Source organism: Novosphingobium sp. BL-S-24, from assembly GCF_055521575.1.
The window spans coordinates 99668-116642 of record NZ_CM145487.1; the positions used below are offsets into that span (position 1 = coordinate 99668).

13 protein-coding genes are annotated in these 16975 nt (G+C 62.8%); 6 read left to right on the forward strand and 7 right to left on the reverse strand.

Going from position 1 to position 16975, the window contains the following annotated elements:
- Positions 1 to 6: 6 nt before the first annotated feature.
- The 5 genes from glf to ACZ1JM_RS00365 all read left to right on the forward strand — a co-directional run bounded on the left by glf (position 7) and on the right by ACZ1JM_RS00365 (position 4737).
- On the forward strand, positions 7 to 1134 hold the full coding sequence (gene glf / locus ACZ1JM_RS00345; protein ID WP_465132120.1) for a UDP-galactopyranose mutase: 1128 nt from the start codon (positions 7 to 9) through the stop codon (positions 1132 to 1134).
- Positions 1131 to 2606 (forward strand): hypothetical protein, encoded by a 1476-nt coding sequence (locus ACZ1JM_RS00350; protein ID WP_465132121.1) that lies wholly within the window; start codon positions 1131 to 1133, stop codon positions 2604 to 2606. The genes glf and ACZ1JM_RS00350 overlap by 4 nt, the downstream gene beginning before the upstream one ends.
- A 124-nt stretch (positions 2607 to 2730) precedes the next feature.
- Entirely contained in the window at positions 2731 to 3489 is a 759-nt protein-coding gene (locus tag ACZ1JM_RS00355; protein WP_465132122.1) for a class I SAM-dependent methyltransferase, read from the forward strand.
- On the forward strand, positions 3482 to 4084 hold the full coding sequence (locus ACZ1JM_RS00360) for an HAD-IB family phosphatase (protein WP_465132123.1): 603 nt from the start codon (positions 3482 to 3484) through the stop codon (positions 4082 to 4084). The genes ACZ1JM_RS00355 and ACZ1JM_RS00360 overlap by 8 nt, the downstream gene beginning before the upstream one ends.
- Entirely contained in the window at positions 4060 to 4737 is a 678-nt protein-coding gene (locus tag ACZ1JM_RS00365; protein WP_465132124.1) for an NTP transferase domain-containing protein, read from the forward strand. The genes ACZ1JM_RS00360 and ACZ1JM_RS00365 overlap by 25 nt, the downstream gene beginning before the upstream one ends.
- A gap of 9 nt (positions 4738 to 4746) precedes the next feature.
- On the opposite strand, the gene ACZ1JM_RS00370 is transcribed toward ACZ1JM_RS00365, so the two are convergent.
- Both ACZ1JM_RS00370 and ACZ1JM_RS00375 read right to left on the reverse strand, forming a co-directional pair.
- Entirely contained in the window at positions 4747 to 6807 is a 2061-nt protein-coding gene (locus ACZ1JM_RS00370) for a TonB-dependent receptor domain-containing protein (protein ID WP_465132540.1), read from the reverse strand.
- Positions 6808 to 7057: 250 nt separating this feature from the next.
- Positions 7058 to 7612: a hypothetical protein gene (locus tag ACZ1JM_RS00375; protein ID WP_465132125.1), complete on the reverse strand. Its 555-nt coding sequence runs from the start codon at positions 7610 to 7612 to the stop codon at positions 7058 to 7060.
- Between the two features lie 136 nt (positions 7613 to 7748).
- On the opposite strand from ACZ1JM_RS00375, the gene ACZ1JM_RS00380 reads away from it, so the two are divergent.
- On the forward strand, positions 7749 to 8717 hold the full coding sequence (locus tag ACZ1JM_RS00380) for a magnesium and cobalt transport protein CorA (protein ID WP_465132126.1): 969 nt from the start codon (positions 7749 to 7751) through the stop codon (positions 8715 to 8717).
- Positions 8718 to 8808: 91 nt separating this feature from the next.
- Here the strand turns inward: ACZ1JM_RS00380 and ACZ1JM_RS00385 are convergent, their stop codons facing one another.
- From ACZ1JM_RS00385 to ACZ1JM_RS00405, 5 genes are all read right to left on the reverse strand, one after another.
- Positions 8809 to 9066, reverse strand: a complete 258-nt coding sequence (locus ACZ1JM_RS00385) for a hypothetical protein (protein ID WP_465132127.1) — start codon at positions 9064 to 9066, stop codon at positions 8809 to 8811.
- Between the two features lie 77 nt (positions 9067 to 9143).
- Entirely contained in the window at positions 9144 to 11333 is a 2190-nt protein-coding gene (locus ACZ1JM_RS00390; RefSeq protein ID WP_465132128.1) for a TonB-dependent siderophore receptor, read from the reverse strand.
- 84 nt (positions 11334 to 11417) lie between these two features.
- Positions 11418 to 12929, reverse strand: coding sequence for a DUF389 domain-containing protein (locus tag ACZ1JM_RS00395; RefSeq protein ID WP_465132129.1), 1512 nt, complete (start codon positions 12927 to 12929; stop codon positions 11418 to 11420).
- A 134-nt stretch (positions 12930 to 13063) separates the two neighbouring features.
- Positions 13064 to 14845, reverse strand: a complete 1782-nt coding sequence (locus tag ACZ1JM_RS00400; RefSeq protein ID WP_465132130.1) for a M14 family metallopeptidase — start codon at positions 14843 to 14845, stop codon at positions 13064 to 13066.
- Positions 14846 to 14861: 16 nt separating this feature from the next.
- Positions 14862 to 16931 (reverse strand): TonB-dependent siderophore receptor, encoded by a 2070-nt coding sequence (locus ACZ1JM_RS00405; RefSeq protein WP_465132541.1) that lies wholly within the window; start codon positions 16929 to 16931, stop codon positions 14862 to 14864.
- Positions 16932 to 16975 lie beyond the last annotated feature (44 nt).

Below are 16975 nucleotides of genomic sequence, written 5' to 3' on the forward strand. Positions count from 1 at the left end.
GGGCAGGTGCGTACAGACATGCAGGACATCCTGATCGTCGGCGCGGGCTTTTCGGGTGCCGTGGTAGGGCGCCATCTTGCGGAAGCCGGGCATCGCGTGACCGTGGTGGAGGAGCGCGGCCACGCCGGGGGCAATTGCCATACGCGGCGGGATGACGAGACCGGCGTGATGATGCACGTTCATGGGCCGCATATCTTCCACACCGATGACGAGGAAGTGTGGCGCTATGTCAACGAATTCGGGCAGTTCATGCCGTATATTAACCGAGTGAAGACGACGGTCGGCGGGCGGGTGTTCCAGATGCCGATCAATCTTCACACGATAAATCAGTTCTTTAACAAGACCTTCCGCCCTGACGAGGCCCGCGCCTTCATCGCCTCTGTGGCCGAGGGTGGTGAGGGGGAGCCGGGCAATTTCGAGGAGCAGGCGATCCGCTTTGTCGGGCGCGATCTGTATGAGGCGTTTCTGAAAGGCTATACCCTTAAGCAATGGGGTTGTTCGCCGACCGAGTTGCCCGCCAGCATTCTCAAGCGGCTGCCCGTCCGCTTCAACTACAACGACAATTATTTTTCCCATCGTTTTCAAGGCATTCCGCGCGACGGCTACACTGCGTTGATCGAGCGTATCCTGTCCCACCCGCTGATTACCATGCGGCTGAACACCCGTGCGGAGCGGACGGAAATGGCGCAGTTCGGGCATGTCTTCTATTCCGGTCCCATCGACGGCTATTTCGGGTGCGATATCGGCCGATTGAGCTATCGTACGCTCGATTTCGAGGCGTTTCGCGATGACGGCGACTATCAGGGATGCGCGGTGATGAACTATGGCGACATCGACGTTCCCTATACCCGAATCACTGAACACAAGCATTTCGCGCCGTGGGAAAGTCACGCTAAAACAGTATGTTATCGAGAGTACTCCCGCTCCTGCGAGCCGGGAGACACACCGTATTACCCCATTGGATTGGCCGCGGAAAAAGCCCTGCTCGCCCGTTACGAGGAGCGTGCGAAGGAGGAAGCCAACGTCACGTTCATCGGCCGCCTTGGCACCTATCGCTACCTCGATATGGACGTGACGATCCGCGAGGCGATGGACGCGGCAGCGCGATTTATGGTGGCACCTAAAACGACATGAACGACACCTATAACGATCCGGCCGCCTCCGAAGCGACCAATGACGCGCCAAACGACGCAGTGGTGGAAACGCTCGCCTTCCTTGCCAACGCGATGGCCGATATCGAGGAGCGTCTGGCCGAACGGATCGAGGTGACCGCGCGTGATCTCGAAGCGCGCCTCACCCAACAGATGCGCCAGACGATCCAGGACGTCGGCCAGCAGCTGTACGACAAAGTGGAATCCGAAACGGCGGACTTGCGGCAGATTGGCCACCTGACGACGCGCAAGATCGCGCGCGGCGGTCCGCGTATCCGCTGCGTGTTTCTGGTCCACGCCATCGAAAGCTGGGACGCGCAGATTGATCTGCATGATGCCATGCTGGCGGACGACCGCTTCGATCCGCTGGTGGTCAGCATCAACCGCAAGTTTCCGGGCGATGCGGGTTATGGCGGCGAGGACCAGACCAGCGCCGCGCTCGACAATGCGGGCATTTCCCATATTCGGCTTGGCATGGAACCGTCGTGGCCCGCGCTCGACATTCTGCGCGCCCTGCAGCCCGACGTGATCTTTCGCCAGTCGCAGTGGGAGCATGACGTGCCGCTCGCCTTCGCAACCGACCGGCTGAGCTTCGCCCGCATCTGCTCGGTGCCGTATGGCATGTCGATCGTCGCGCAATTTTCGGGCACCGAGAAAAGCGCCATCGGCGTCGATCCCCAATCGTTCGACCAGCATTACCATCGCATGGCCTGGCGCGTGTTCTGCGAGACGGAGCAGACCTGCGCCTATTTCCAGCAGTTCGACCACTCCGATCCGCAAAAGTTCATTGTCAGCGGCTATCCCAAACTGGCCCGCCTGCTGCGCGAACGCGACGAGGCGGAAAGCTGGCCCATCGCTGACAAGGGCCAGCGCCGTTTCCGAGTGGTCTGGGCACCGCACTATTCGGTGGGGACGAACTGGCTGGGCTTCGGCACGTTCGACGCCAACCATGCGCAGTTCCTCGCCTGGGCGCGCGAACGGCCGGACATCGACTTCGTGCTGAAACCGCATCCGGCGCTGTTCACCTTCGCCGCGCAGACCGGAGCCATCCCGAGGGATCGCCTCGATGCGTTTCTGGCAGACTGGCAGGCACAACCCAACTGCGCGGTCGAAACCCAGACATACGCGCATCTGTTCGCGGCGTCCGACATGATGGTGACGGACGGCATATCGTTCCTGACCGAATACCCGATCTTCGAAAAGCCGCTGGTCTTCATGGACTCCGGCCGCCACGTCCCGATGAACGCGCTGGGAGAAGCCGCCCTTGCCGCCGCCCATCACGCCGCCGATTTCAACGCGGTGCGACAAGCAGTGGAAGGCTACGCGAACGGCGTGGCCTGGCCGCTGGAACGCGAGCGGCAAGCGCTGTTGCAAACGCTGTTCCCGCGCGAGCAGGCCCCGACGCAGCTGATTCTGGACGCCATCGCCGAAGGGCTGACCGTGGGCACATCATGAGCACGAACGCCGGTCTCCCTCACACCTATCACTCTGAACTCGTTTCAGGGTTCATCCTTCCGCGAACCCGGACGCCTGCTGCACGCGCGCCCGGCGGCAGTCACCAGCGTCGAATGGAGATTTCATGAGCAGGGTCACGGGCGAGAAGATCGCGCTCAACAAGGATCAGGTCGCCGACTTCTTCGAGCAGCGTGCGCGCAAGTTTCGCGCCGACACGCCGCTGACGGCGGTGCTTTATCAGGACAAGCATCCCGAAATCGCAGAGCAGCGCGATGCCATGGAGCGGGAGCGCGTCACCCCGCTGCTGGCGCTGACCGGGGCCGAGCGCGTGCTGGACGTGGGCTGCGGCATCGGCCGCTGGGCGGCGGCCATCGCCGGGCAGGCGAGCACCTATCACGGCATCGACGCCAGCCCTTCGCTGATCGACCTTGCCCGCAGCTACTGCCCGTTGCCGAACGTGGCGTTCCACGCGCTTGGCGTCGATGAACTGACCGACGAATGGCTGGCGGCGAATGGTCCGTTCGACCGGGTCATCTGCTCGGGCATTCTCATCTATCTGGACGACGATCAGATGCCCGCGCTGCTCGATCGCCTCAGCCGTCATCTGGCCCCCGGCGCGATCGTCTATGTGCGCGAGCCAATGGGCGTGGAGGGCCGCCTGACGCTGTCGGGCCACTGGTCTGAGGAACTGCAGGCGCATTACAACGCGATCTATCGCTCGCCCGAAGAGATCGTCGGCGCGCTGAAAACCGCCTTTCCCGCCCCCGACTACATCGTCGGCGCGGCGACCTTGCTGTTCGAACAGGCTGGCCTCAACAACCGGGCCGAAACCCAGCAGCATTTCTGTCTGGTTCAAAAAGCCGGTGCCCCGGGTCATGCCTGACAGCTGTTTCTGCTTCGACCTTGACGGCACGGTGACGCGCGAGGAACTGCTGCCCCTGATCGCGTCGGAACTCGGGCTGGAACAGGAGATGGGGCTGCTCACGCGGCTTACCATGGATGGGCTGATCCCGTTCGAGGATTCGTTTCGCCTGCGCTTCGCGGTCCTGCGCACGGCGGGGGTCGAACGCATCCAGCAGATCGTCTCCGAGGTGGACGTGGACCCGGATATCGAGGCGTTCATCGCGCAGAACCGTGAGCGCTGCTTTATCCTGACCGGCAATCTCGACGTGTGGATCGCGCCGCTGGCGCAGCGTCTGGGCTGCGGGCTCTATTCCTCCACCAGCCAGTACAGCGCCAAAGGGCAGCTGGAGCTGGTGCAGATCATGCGCAAGAACGTGCCCGCGCTGGAACTGAAGGAGCGGTTCGGGCGGGTGATCGCGGTGGGCGATGGCTATAACGACGTGCCGATGTTCGATGTGGCGGACGTGGGCGTGGCATTCAACGGCGTCCACACCAGCCCGGACGCCTTGCTGTCGATGGCGGACTATGTGGCGCTGAACGGGAAGGGTCTATGTCGACTGTTGAACACGCTGTAATCGCCGCTGCGGGCCTTGGTTCGCGCCTTGGCCATGGCAAGCCCAAGTGCCTTGTGCAGGTGGAGGCTGTCAGCGTGCTGGCTCACCTGATGCATCTGGTGGCCGACGTGCCAGACGTGCGCGTCGTCGTCGGCTTCATGGAAACGCAGGTGATCGAGGAACTGCGCCGTGTCCGCCCCGATGCGATCGTGGTGCGCAACCCGGCGTTTCGCACCACCACGACGCTGCACAGCTACGCCATGGGCGCGCGCGGATTGAGCGGCGATTGCCTGTTCATGGACGCGGATATCCTGGTCGTGCCTGATAGCTTCCAGTCGTTCCTTGCCGCCTGCCGCCCGGACGAGGCGCGCCTTGCCCTCACGCCGTCCCGCAGCACCGACGCGGTCTATGTGGAGATGGAGGGCGAGCGGGCCACCGGCTTCAACCGCGATCGCCCCACCGATTACGAGTGGGCCAACATCTCGTGGCTGCCCACCCGCATCTTCGACACTATCGGCAACACCGCCGTCTACGAACATTTGCACGCCCACCTGCCGATGGCGACCGGCGTGCTGGACTCCTACGAGATCGACACCGAGGGCGACCTGAACCGTGCCCGGCAGAACGCCGCGCTGTTCCGGCTGAATGAATGCGCGGGGTACGTGCCGGGGTGATCACTGCGCCTAGAAGTCCACATTTGCCGACAGCCAAAGCCGCCGACCCTCCTGGTTGATGGAATAGGCAGGGGTGAAAGCCGTGACCGCTCCGTTCGCGTAAGGGACGTAGACGGCATAGTCGGTGTCGAGCACGTTGTAGACCGTCGCGGCAAGGCGGAAGGCAGGCGTGATCCGGTACGCGCCGCCGATATGAAAAACCTCATAACTGCGAAAATCGCCAAGCGCGGCCTGTTGTGCGTTATTACCGCGCCAGCGGCTCGACCGTACTTCGGCGCGCGCCCACAGGCTTGCCGCCTCGGTGACGTTCCAGCGCAGGTTGCCGTTGAACATGTGCTTGGGCACGCCCACCAGCGGCAGGCCTTGGTCCTCGCCGCTAAGCTGCTCGGTCTGCGTATAAGTGTAGTTGGCGGATAACGTCAGGCTGGGGGTGAAGGCAAAGCGTGCAGCTGCCTCGACCCCGCGCGTGCGCGCCTTGTCGATGTTGATCGACTGCCCGAACAGATCGACGCCGGGAAAATTGCCGACATCAAGGCATCCGGGGCGGTTGGGGTTACCGGCAAACGAACAATTGGCAATGCCGGGTCCGCTGGCGATCTTGTCGTCGAAATCATTGTTGAACAGCGTGACGTTGCCGCTGAAGAAGCCGTGGCTGTCGTAGTAAAGGCCCGCTTCGTAGCTGGTGCTGGTTTCGGGGGTCAGGCCCGGCGTGCCGATCAGCGGCACGCGGCCCTGACTGCCAAAGCCGATGATGCCGCTGGCGATCTGTTCGACCCGCGGCGTCTTGAAGCCCCGGCTCACGCCGCCCTTCAGGGTGAAATCGTCGTTGATGTTCCACACCGCGTACGCGCGCGGCGACCACTTTGAACCGAACGTCGAATGGTCGTCATACCGGGCGCCGCCCGTCAGGTTGAATCCGTCGACCACCGTCAGGGTGGCTTCCGCGAAGCCTGCCCACTGGCGAAACTTGAAGGGTGCCGGTGCCACGCCATCGATCATTCTGGCCCACCAGTATTGGCCGCCCACCGTGAAGGCCACAGGCCCCGCCTTACCGGCGAAACGCGTGTCGATGATGTCGTTGCGCGCTTCCAGATTGCGGGCGCTCCCCGGCGTTGCGCCGGGCGTGCCGTTGGGGATGAGGCGGCCGATCGTCTCGGTATCGTTGCGGGTCAGCGTGGTGTCGAGCTGGCCGAAATCACCCATGCGCCAGGTATGCGCGGCGACATAGTTGGAGCGATTGAACTTCTGTGTCGGCGAATACCCGCCCGAGCCCAAAGTGCCGAGGCGGCCCTCGGTGTTGTCGTACGTCTGTTCGTTACGATCGAACTCCAGCCAGAGATCATGATCGGCGTGGGGCGTGAAGCTCAGGCGGCCGCCGTACGTATAGATGTCCGAGCGGACCGGGTTGCGGCCGAGCGTCAATGCCGGATCGCCGGGAATCTCGATGTTCGACCCTTCGCGATGGAACACGCTGCCGCGCAGGGTGAGGCCGACAAGATCCTTGACCAGTGGCCCTTGGGCGAAACCGGAGGCGGACTGGATGTTGCCAAACCGCTCGTCGCCCTGGATCGTGGTTTCAGCGGTCGCGCTGCCAACCCAGCGGTCGCCGACCTTGCGTGTGATGATGTTGACGACGCCGCCCATCGCGTCCGATCCGTAAAGCGTGGACATCGGCCCGCGCACCACTTCGATCTGCTGGATCGCCGCAAACGGTGGCAGGAAGCTGGTGGACGTTTCGCCAAAGCCGTTGGGGGTGACCCCGCCGGGCGCGTTCTGCCGGCGACCGTCGATCAGCACGAGCGTGTAGTCGCTGGGCATGCCACGGATCGAGATGTTGAGGCCGCCGGTCTTTCCGGCTTCGCCGCCAACGTCCACGCCTTGCACATCCTGCAGTGCCTCGGCCAGGCTTACGAAGCGCTTGTCCTGCAACTCCGCCCGGTCGAGCACGGTGATGCTGGCCGGCGCTTCGATGATGTCCTGAACGTACCCGGCGGCTGTAACGACGATAGGTGATCCGGTGTCCTCTACCGCCTCATCAGCGAGAGCCCCCTGCGAGGCAAAGGCAGACAAAGCAACAAAACCCGCGCCCAGGCTGCGGACGTGACGATCCTTCAATTTGATCAAGTGATTAACCCCTGCATATTGCAAATGCGAGTGCGTCGCAATTGCGGAGCCGCATGTGTTGGAGAGGTTGAGGTGTCAATCGTCCCGGGGCGTGATTGGGATCCAGAAATGCTAAATCACGAACAGAGAACCGTGTGTTCGCAATTTGATACAACGATGCAACGTGGGCGAGGCACTCCCCGGAAAGCCGCCCCGCTCACGTCGAACCTGCCCTCCAGCGAGCCAGCGCTCGGGAATGGGTCTGGTGCTCGTGCTTGATGGCTTTCTCCGCTGCCTTGCGTTCGCGTTCATGCGCTGTCTGCATGTGGCGGCGTTCCTCCTCCAATGCGCGTTCGCGCGCGCGCAGATCGGCCTCCTGCTTTTTCTGCTGCGCCACAATGTCGTCGAGAGCTTTTTCAGCATCCTCCAGCTTTGCTCGAGATGGTCTTGGCTTCGCTTTTTTCTTCGGTTTGGGCTTGAGGTTCGCCCCGTGTGTCTCGCCATCGGCACGTCCGGGCTTCGGACGATCCGCCGGCAACGCCGCCAACTGCTCTTCCGCCGTTCCGCGAAGACGCTTGATGACAGTGCCGGGGTTTTCAAGTGGTTCGCGGGTAAGGGCTGTGTCCGTCACCATTTCCGCAATGCCGCGCGCGAACAGGTCCGCGTCACTTCCCCATGCGGCCAGCGCGGCCTTCTGGCTGGGGGCGGCCACGTAGGCATCGTGGAACCCGGCCGCCGTCCTGAACACTTTCAACTTTTGTCGTCGCGCCATGGTTTAACAATACCCGGCCAGCCAATCGGTGCCATCCAGCAACATTTGGGGGGAAACCGGGCCATGATGGCTCGTGCGCGTTTGACGTGGCGCTGTATCGTACCCAAGTGAGCGTCGTTCCAGTTCTGAGGTCCGAATGACGGTTGTCGCTGCCTATCTCTACCGCCACGGCAAACGTGTCCGCGAAGTGACGATCGACGAGAAGGTCGATTGCCCGGCCGACAAGTCGGAATTCGTCTGGATCGGCATCTGCGATCCCACTGACGAGGAAATGCGGACGCTGAAGGACCAATATGGCCTGCACCCCCTCGCGATCGAGGATGCGGTCAACGCCAACCAGTTGCCGAAAGTCGATGTCTACGGCGAACAACTGTTCGTCATCGCACGCACGGCGGCGCTGGACGGGGACAAGATCGCCTATGGCGAAACCGCGATCTTCATCGGGCACAGCCACATCATCAGCGTGCGGCACGGATCGTCCCGGTCACACAAGGCGTTGCGCGAGCAGCTGGAAGCCGCCCCCACTCTGCTGATGCAAGGGGTGGACTACGTCCTGCACGCTATCCTGGACTACATCGTCGATGGCTATCTGCCGATCGTCGACGCCATTGAGGACAACGTGCTGGCGATGGAGCAGAAGACGCTCGACACGTTCCTGGGGCGTGACGAGATCACCCGCATCTTCACGCTACGGCGGCAGCTTGCCAAGTTCCAACGCGTGCTCGGCCCGATGACCGAAGTGGCGGGGAAGCTGGCGCGCCTCGATCTGCCGTGCATCGACCCTGACGCCCGGCCTTACTTCAGCGACGTGCTCGACCATACCCGCCGCGTTCAGGTATTAGTGGATGGCCTGATCCAGATCGTCATCTCGGTGTTCGAATTCAGCAACCTGCTGGAACAGCAACGCACCGGCGCGATCACTCGCCAGCTTGCGGCGTGGGCGGCGATCCTTGCGGTGCCGACTGCGATCGCGGGCATCTACGGCATGAACTTCGAATACATGCCCGAACTCAAGACGCAGTACGGCTATTTTATTGTGCTGGGGGTTATCGCGGTCGCCTGCACCGCGCTTTATGTCCGCTTCAAGCGGGTGGGGTGGTTGTAGCGTAGAATCGCGGGCTGGAATGACGGCCATATGCCAGATCAGTCAAACCATGGATCACCTGGAGAACATCTATCTATAGCTGAGGTTACGGTTAAATAGCCGTTACCTCTTCTTCCGGTTCGATCACGTCGATGTCGGACCACAACGAACCGGCCTCGCCTTCAGTGCGAATGCCGGGAGGTGCATCCTTGATCCACTGGATGCGCCACCCGTACACATGGCCGCCGGTTGAAGTCTTTTCGTCCAACCGATATGGAAAATCGGCAAGTATTTCAGCATTGATATTGAAAACGGCGGCTACATATTTGTCCCGTTGTTTCTCGATCACCAGCTTATAAGAATCATCCACCGTACATCTCCCGCACAAACCCGGCGCTACCATGCGCCTCTTGCCGGGGTTGCGGAAGATGCAACCGTGCTGCGCTATCAAAAGCGGTAGTTGGCGCCCACCATGAAGTTGCGCGGTTCGCCATAGCGGTACTGGCTGAAGTTGCCGACCTGACTGTAATAGGTCTTGTCCAGCAGGTTCTCGACGTTGGCCTGTACGCTAACATTCTCGGTGACTGCGAGGCGGGCCATGAGGTTGACGATGGCGAATCCAGGCTGCTTGAAACGGAAGGGCACCGGCGGTGTCGTACCGGGCCGCGTTCCATCCGAATAGGCGGAGCTGCGGTAATTGACGCCGCCGCCCAGCGTCAGTCCTTCGAAGATGCCGGGTATGGTGTAGGTCGTGAACGCCTTGAGCAGCCGGCGCGGCTGGTTGGTGTTGACGTCCAGGCCATTGGCGTCGCGCACCTTGAACTGGCTGTATCCCACATTGATGTTCCAGCCTTCCAGCGGACTGCCGGTCGCTTCGATCTCGAAGCCTTTGCTGACCGCACCCTGTGCCGGGCGATAGGGCTGGAATATCTGGCCGCTGCCGGGGATCGTCGTCTCCGGTCCGTCAATCTGGCCCAGGTTGTCCTGTTCGATGCGGAACAGCGCGACCGAGGTTTGCAGCGCTTCGTTGAAGAAGGCGCTCTTCAGGCCGATTTCGTAAGCCTTGCCGGTGATCGGGTCTAGCTGGTTGTAGTCGCGATCCCGCAGGTTCTGCGGTTGATAGATCGTGGTGTAGCTGGCGTAGACGCGGTGGTTCGGGGTCACGTCCACCAGCGCCCCGACGTAGGGGATGAAGACGTTCTTGTCGCCGTAGTTGTTCACCGCGCCGTAAGCCATGCCGTTGCGCCGCCATGTTGCCAGACGGCCGCCGCCGATGACTTTCAGCCAGTCGGCCACGTTGACGCGCAGCGCGCCGTAGTAGCCGATCTGCTTGATGCGTTCCTGTTCGTCCCGTTTCGGCGTCGTCGAGAATCCCGGATCGGGGTACGAATCCTCGTTCCAGTTGATGAAGTCCCCGGCGGGCGGAAACAGAAAGGTATCGGGCACAAGGAGATTGAGCGGGACATAGCTGTCGGTATGGCGCTTGAGCGTGCTGTTCAGGTATCCCAGCACCAGATCGTGATCGCGCCCGAAGACGTTCAGCTTACCTTTCAACTGAGCGTCGTAGCTGCTCTGGATGCTGACGCCGTAAGCCGAGTAAGGGTTGCTAGCCAGGCCAAGACCAGTGGTACGATCCACATTGCCGAACAGGTAAAGGATCTTTGAAAACTGCGTGTTGCGCGTGCGGTTGTAGTTGCCGGTCAGGCTCCACCCGTCGCCGAAATCGTGGGACAGCGAGGTGAAGAAGTTCTGGTTCTGAGTCGTCCAGGTGGTCCAGGGTTGGGCAGTGCTTTTGGAGCGTTCCCACCGAGCCACGGTGCCGTCGCTGTAGAACGTCGGCAAGCTGCCCCAGAACGCGCCCTTGGGCACGCTGCGCTGGTGGCTGAACCCGACGCGCAGCAGCGTGTCGTCGGTCACGTCCGCCTCCAGCGTGCCGTAGAGGACCAGCTTCTTGTTGCTGTAGTAATCGGTGAAGGCGTTGCCTTCCTCATACCGCGCGACGCCACGAACGCGCAGGCGTCCGTCCGAGGTGACCGCACCGCCGATGTCGCCGGACAGGCGCCAGGTATCCCAGCTGCCACCCGCGGCGTTGAGGTAGCCGCCCCACTCGGTCTTGTCGGCATGCTTGCGCACCAGGTTGATCGAGGCAGAGGGATCGCCCACGCCGCTGAGCAGGCCGGTCGCCCCGCGCACGATCTCCACGCGGTCATAGATCGATACGTCGGCGATCGTTTCGCCGCGGTCGCCGCCCAAGGCCCAGGCGGTGGGAACGCCATCGAGCTGGGTGTTCTGGATCTGGAAGCCGCGCGCGAAGAAGGAATTCCGCACATCGTCAGTCTCGTTGACGGAGACGCCGATGCCGTTTTCGATCACGTCGCGCACGTTGATCAGGTTCTGGTCGAGGATGCGCTGCGCGGTCACGATGCTGACCGACTGCGGCGTCTCGCGCACCGTCAGGCCAAGGCCGGTGGCGGTGTCGATCCGGTCGGGCAGGGTGTAGGTGCCGGTGACGACAATGGAATCGCTGGCCGTCGAAGTGGCGGAAGTGTCCGTATCCTGCGGGTTCGTCTGAGCCATCGCGGGCATTGCAACCATGGCGGGCGCGCAGGCCAGCAAAAGCGATGTCTTGATCTTCAACGTCGTCACCCCTGAGAATACAGCCTCGTTGCCGGGCGCACTACACGCGGTGATAACGACTCGCAATATCTATTTAAGGGCGGGTTAGTCGCTCTTTGATAACGGGGCGGGAGCAGGCGGTGGCTCTGCCTGCCAGGTCAGCCGGATGCTGCCGCTACCGTCGCCGTCGATGGCCTGACCGCCGCGATCGCGGATGCCTTTGGCGATCGCCGTGCGCTGGGCTTCGGTGCCTCCGGCGATGGCGATGGTCCGGCCGAGGCGCGCGGAGGCCCATGCCGCGCTGTCGAGTGCGGCGGCATCCACCACGCCCTGATCGAAAGCGACCTGCGGCAAGGCGACACCGCCGGGTGGGGCAAGCGTGATCTTCCAGGCAGGCAGAAGCCGGTCGGCCCGCTGCTCAAGCGCGCGGTAGCCGGCAAGGCCCAGGCCCGGCAGTTCCGACGCCTGCGCCGCCAGAGCCTGTGCGCCCGTATCGACCGAGACGGCGGACGGCTCGATCCCGGCGATAAGCGCCAGATCGTGGGTCGCCCGTGCCCGGTTCTGCGCGGCCTGACTGGCAGATGCGTTACCCGCGCGCGAAATCTGAGCCGCTTCCGCTGCGTTTGCTTCCATCGACACCTGAAGCTGGTCGACGTGAATATCGACTTTCTGTGCAAGCTGGCGCTGGACCGCCCCAGCCAGGAACCGATCGGCCTGACCGTCAAGGCGCGGCGTGAGCATGACCGCGCGAACGCGGATCGGCGTGGTGCCGTAATCAATCTCCAGCTGGCTGAGGCGCGAGCCGGAGGGAAAGCGTGACTGGATCGCGTCACGCACCTGCCGCTGGGCGACGGCCTGAAACGCGATTTGACGCAAAGCCGCGCCAAGCGGGATCGACAGCACGCCAAGCGCCGCGACAAACAGGATGAGCTGCCAGCCCGTATGATGGCGCGACAGATGACTGCCGAACCCGTAGACCCGCGCAACCAGCGCGGCGGTAAGGGCAATGGTGATGGCGTTGGTCAGGAACAGGAGCAGGGCGCCGGAAAACACTGTCCAGTTCCATGTCGCTATCCCGAAACCGACGACGACCAGCGGCGGCATCAGGGCGATGGCGATGGCGACGCCCACCACCGTGCCGCCCCGGCCGCGAATAAGCGCATAGGCACCCGCGATAGCCGACAGCAAGGCGACGAGCAGATCGAACAGCGTGGGCTGTGTCCGTCCCGCGATCTCGGTCGTGATGGTCTGGATCGGTGAGATCGAAACCAGCACGATCGACAGAACGATAGCGATGGCCGACCCTGCGCCAAGAGCTATGGCGGCGCGGCGCATCTCGTTGAAATCGAGCGTCGCAATCCCGAAGCCCATGCCGATGATCGGCATCATCAGCGGCGAGAGCAGCATGGCCCCGATCAATACGGCGACCGATGGCATCAGCAGACCCAGCAGCGATATGGCCGCCGAGATCACGATCAGGAAGGCATAGCGGCCGGACCAACCGGAATCTTCCGCGATCTGGCTGAGCACGGCGTCATGATCCACGCCGCCCGTCACCCATATGCCCCACCAGCGGCTTAATTTGCTGCGTATTCTCGTCTTACTCGCTTCGTTCAACACGCTTCCCCGGCACATCCGGCCTTTAGCCGACACTGCCGGGCAGCGTCCGTTTCCTGACTTGTATCAAGTTCGCACCGTGGCGGTGGTTCCGGCGTCGCCCAATTTCGATCGGGGAAGACCGGTGTGAGGTGTCAAAGCTCCCGCCTGATCGGGTACGTCAGGTGAAACGTATCGAGCTGGGGTATCCGGGCGGCTAGCCACTTCAGGCGCGCCTTTGGATCGGCGGCGAAAGCGGGTTCGGCGGCCAGCTTTGCCTCGAATTGGCTGCGCAGGGAGGCATCGCGGGACAGGAGCGTGTCGAGCATCGGCGCCATTACAAAATCCTCCGTACCTGCGGCTGGAGCCAGCACTTCCGGGAAGAAGCCCCAGGCAAGGAACGAGTCCTGGCTTTCCGGTTCCAGCAACGCGGCCGCCAGCAGGCCCAGGGGCTGGTCTGACGCCACCCGTATGGTGCCGGACGGGATTTCCTCGCTCACACGCTCGTGTGCGAAAGCAGCCTTGATTGGCACCCGGCCATCGTGCGGATTTTCGAGGGCAGCGTCACGAAGGCGGACCTTGTCGAGCACTGCCGTCCGGCTCTTGTCCACGGTTTCCATCCGGATGCCGTGAAGCCGAAGCCGGTCGATCACGTCCGTCTGTGCCGCAGGGATCAGCCAGGCTTTCGGCAGGGTCACGGACTCCACGGGGTCTTGCCCGATGATCGGCATGCGGAACGTGATCGGCTTGCCCGTCCAGCGCTGCTCCATGCGGCCGGAGGCGGGGGAGCGGTACGTTTCGAAGGCCACGCCCTTGAACTGCTCGACCCACCCGATCGGCTGCTTTGTCGGCTCCCACCGGGTCAACAGATGACGCGGGCGGGCGGCGCGATCAATCGCTTTTGCCTTGGCTATTTTCTGCACATCCGCTGCCGCCAGCTTCAGCGCGGCTTCCAGCAGGACATAGGTGCCAAGCACGCGCTGGCGATAAGGTTTGAGCATATGGTTCTCGACCAGCACTGTGGGAATGCCGACAAAGTCGCCATAGCCGGTCGAGTAGCGCGGACCTTCGGGGCTATATCGAATGCCCTTGGTCGGCTCGCGCGTGTCGACCGGGCTCGGGTAGATCGTGGGGATATGCCCGGCCTTTTCCAGCGCCGCCTTCGCGCTTGGGCCGAACCGCGTTTCCAGCCAATCCGCAGTGGCGCGGTGGCGAGCGTACTTGCCCCAGCCTGCATAGGTATAGGTAATGTCGTACTGCATGTCGAAGCCACCGCTGACATGGCAATCGATATAGAGGATCGGATCGAGCCGGCGCAGCAGGGCGATCATCGCACGGGTTTCAGGCGCGTCGGCCTTGGCGTAATCGCGGTTGAGGTTGATCTTGCGGGCGTTGCCTTCGATGCCCTTTTCGGCGGGACCGCGAACGTGGAGGAAATTCCACGCGCTCATGCGTTCGTGCCCGTCGACGTTGAAGACTGGCACGACGATGAGGTCCACTTTGTCGAGAAGATCGTCCTTGCCGCGCAGGGCGATGTCGCGCAGCAGCAACAGCCCGGCGTCCTTCCCATCGATCTCGCCTGCGTGAATGCCGGCCTGCACCAGCACCACTGGCTTGTTCGCGCCGCCCTTGCTGGCCCGGACCATGACCATATCGCGGCCTTCGCCGGTCTGTCCGAACGTCTCCAGCTTGATAAGGGGAGAAGCCGCCTGCAGCCGTTCCAGCCAGGCGCGCACGTCGGCGTAGCGCGGCGTATTCTTGAAGCCGGACGCTTCGGCAGGCGTGATCCAGGGATCATCGGCGGGCGCGACCAGTTTCAGGCTCTCCCCGGACCAGGGCAGTTCGGGCGGAAGCGTCAGCGGCGGTGCTTCGGCAATAACGGGTGAGGCGTACAGGATCGCGGCGAAGGCTGCGGTGACAGCGGCGGATTTGAACATCGTGTCTGCCTTGGTCTCAGAAACGGGCGCGCACGCCGATGGTGGCCGTGCGCGGCGCGCCCGGCTGTACCCACAGCGGCGAATAGCTGTTGGCGTACCAGTCCGCGTCGAACAGATTGGCGACATTGCCGAACAGGTCGAGGTTCTCGATCAGCTCCACTTGTCCAAAAGCGCGGAACAACGTGTGCGAGGGGAGCATGAAGTCCGTCCCGGTCTCACCCGATCGCTTGCTGACATGCTGCATCCCGACGCCGAACGTGGCCTGACGCTCTCCCACGGCAAAAGTCTTGGCCGCCTGGACATTGAGGTTGTGCTTGGGAATGTTGATGAGCGGATCGCCGGGGTTCACCTGAAACGAAAAGTTGGGGTCCAGCACGCTCGACCGGGCCTGGGCATCGACATAGGCATAGCTCAGCAGCACATCGATGCCGCCGGGCAGATGTCCGTTCAGGTCCAGCTCGACGCCGCGACTGCGCGCCTTGCCGATGGCCACGGAGAAACCCGGGTTGTTCGCATCGCTGGCCAGCACGTTCGACTTTTCCAGCTGGAAGAAGGAAAGGGTGCCATTCAGCGCCCCTCCCAACGCGGTCAGTTTCAGACCGGCCTCGATCGAGGTGCTCGTCTCCGGGTCGAAGATGACGCCCGCCACGTCGGTCCCGACGTTGGCACGAAATCCCTGACCGTAGGCGGCATAAATCGTCAACGGCGTGCTCAGTTCATAAACGATGCCGGCCTGCGGGCTGAACCTGCCTTTCGTGCGCTTGCTCTGCACGCTGGTCAGACGGTTGTCGGTTTTAAGCGAATACGTGTCGTAACGCCCGCCGACCCGCAGTTGCAGCCGATCGGTCAGTTCAATCTGGTCCTGGATATAGGCGCCAGCGGCGCGTTGCTTGTCCACGCGGTTGGTGGTGACGCTGGTGGCAGGCAGGGGATAGCGGCCATAGACCGGATTGGTGATGTCGATGACATACCCGGCCTGCGCGCTCGGGTTGGCGGTCAGAAGCGGCGGACGATAGCGGCGGAAGACCTGATCGTAGGTGAAATCATCGTAGTCCGCGCCGATCAGCACCCGGTGGCGCATACTGCCTGTATTGAATTCCCCGCCTATCTCCGCGCGCAGCACATAGTGGTCTGCATCGTAGTAACGCGAGCGGCGCTGACGCGACAGCGATACGCCGTCCCTGTACAGCAACTGGCGCGAACGCACGGTCTCTGCATCAGATGAAAAGCCGGTCAGCAGCGTGGAGCGCGCGCTGGCGCCGACCAGCAGGCTCCAGCGATCGTTGAATTCGTGCTGCAACCGCAGCTGATGGCCGGTGGCTCGAGCGACGGTATCGCCGTCCCCCGTCTCGCCCAGAAAGCGAGTGCGCGGCACGGTGTCGAAGTTTCCGTTCAGCACCACGATACCGCGATCGAACGGCAGTTCCACCCGCGTCTTTTCGAAGTCGTAGGTCAGACGAGTGCGCTCGCCCAAAGCCAGGCCGATGGAGGGTAGGAAACCCCAGCGTTTCTGCTGGATCGTATCGCGAAACGTGTCGCCGTCCTCGGCATACCCGATGAGCCGCGCCGTCAGCCCGCCGGTAACCGCGATGTTCGCGTCCACCTCACTACGAACCCGGTCGAAGCTGCCGTATTGTAATGACGCCGTGCCGAAGGTGCTGCCCAGTTCTGCCTGCTTGGTGACAAGGTTGATCGTGCCGCCCGGCTCGCCGCGCCCGATCAGCGCTGCCGCCGGTCCCTTGAGCACTTCTACCCGTTCGATCCCGGCGACATCGCGCTGACCGCCGAAGCCGCGCCCGCCGTTGAAGCCGTTGACCAGATAGCCGCTGGGCATGTTCTCATCCCCCGCGAACCCGCGCACGGCGAAGGAGTCCCACAGTCCGCCCAGCGTATTCTGGCGCGACACCGAGGCATTGAGGTCAAGCGCATCGGTGAGACGCTGGATGCCGTTCTGTTCCAGCGTCTTGCCGTCGATCTCCCCGATCGACTGGGGAATTTCGTTGACCGCAAAATTGCCGCGATAGGCTTGCCGTACGCCAGTGACGGTGATGGAGCGGCTGTCCTCGGTCGAACGAGGGCCGTCCATTCCATCAGACTCTTCGGCTGCCTCTGCATACGCAGGCATGGGAA

Excerpts from the sequence above, each read along its gene's own strand:
- ACZ1JM_RS00350 (WP_465132121.1), top strand. The coding sequence starts at position 1,131 with ATGAACGACACCTATAACGATCCGGCCGCCTCCGAAGCGACCAATGAC.
- ACZ1JM_RS00355 (WP_465132122.1), top strand. The coding sequence starts at position 2,731 with ATGAGCAGGGTCACGGGCGAGAAGATCGCGCTCAACAAGGATCAGGTC.
- ACZ1JM_RS00360 (WP_465132123.1), top strand. The coding sequence starts at position 3,482 with ATGCCTGACAGCTGTTTCTGCTTCGACCTTGACGGCACGGTGACGCGC.
- ACZ1JM_RS00365 (WP_465132124.1), top strand. The coding sequence starts at position 4,060 with ATGTCGACTGTTGAACACGCTGTAATCGCCGCTGCGGGCCTTGGTTCG.
- ACZ1JM_RS00375 (WP_465132125.1), bottom strand. The coding sequence starts at position 7,612 with ATGGCGCGACGACAAAAGTTGAAAGTGTTCAGGACGGCGGCCGGGTTC.
- ACZ1JM_RS00380 (WP_465132126.1), top strand. The coding sequence starts at position 7,749 with ATGACGGTTGTCGCTGCCTATCTCTACCGCCACGGCAAACGTGTCCGC.
- ACZ1JM_RS00400 (WP_465132130.1), bottom strand. The coding sequence starts at position 14,845 with ATGTTCAAATCCGCCGCTGTCACCGCAGCCTTCGCCGCGATCCTGTAC.
- ACZ1JM_RS00405 (WP_465132541.1), bottom strand. The coding sequence starts at position 16,931 with ATGGACGGCCCTCGTTCGACCGAGGACAGCCGCTCCATCACCGTCACT.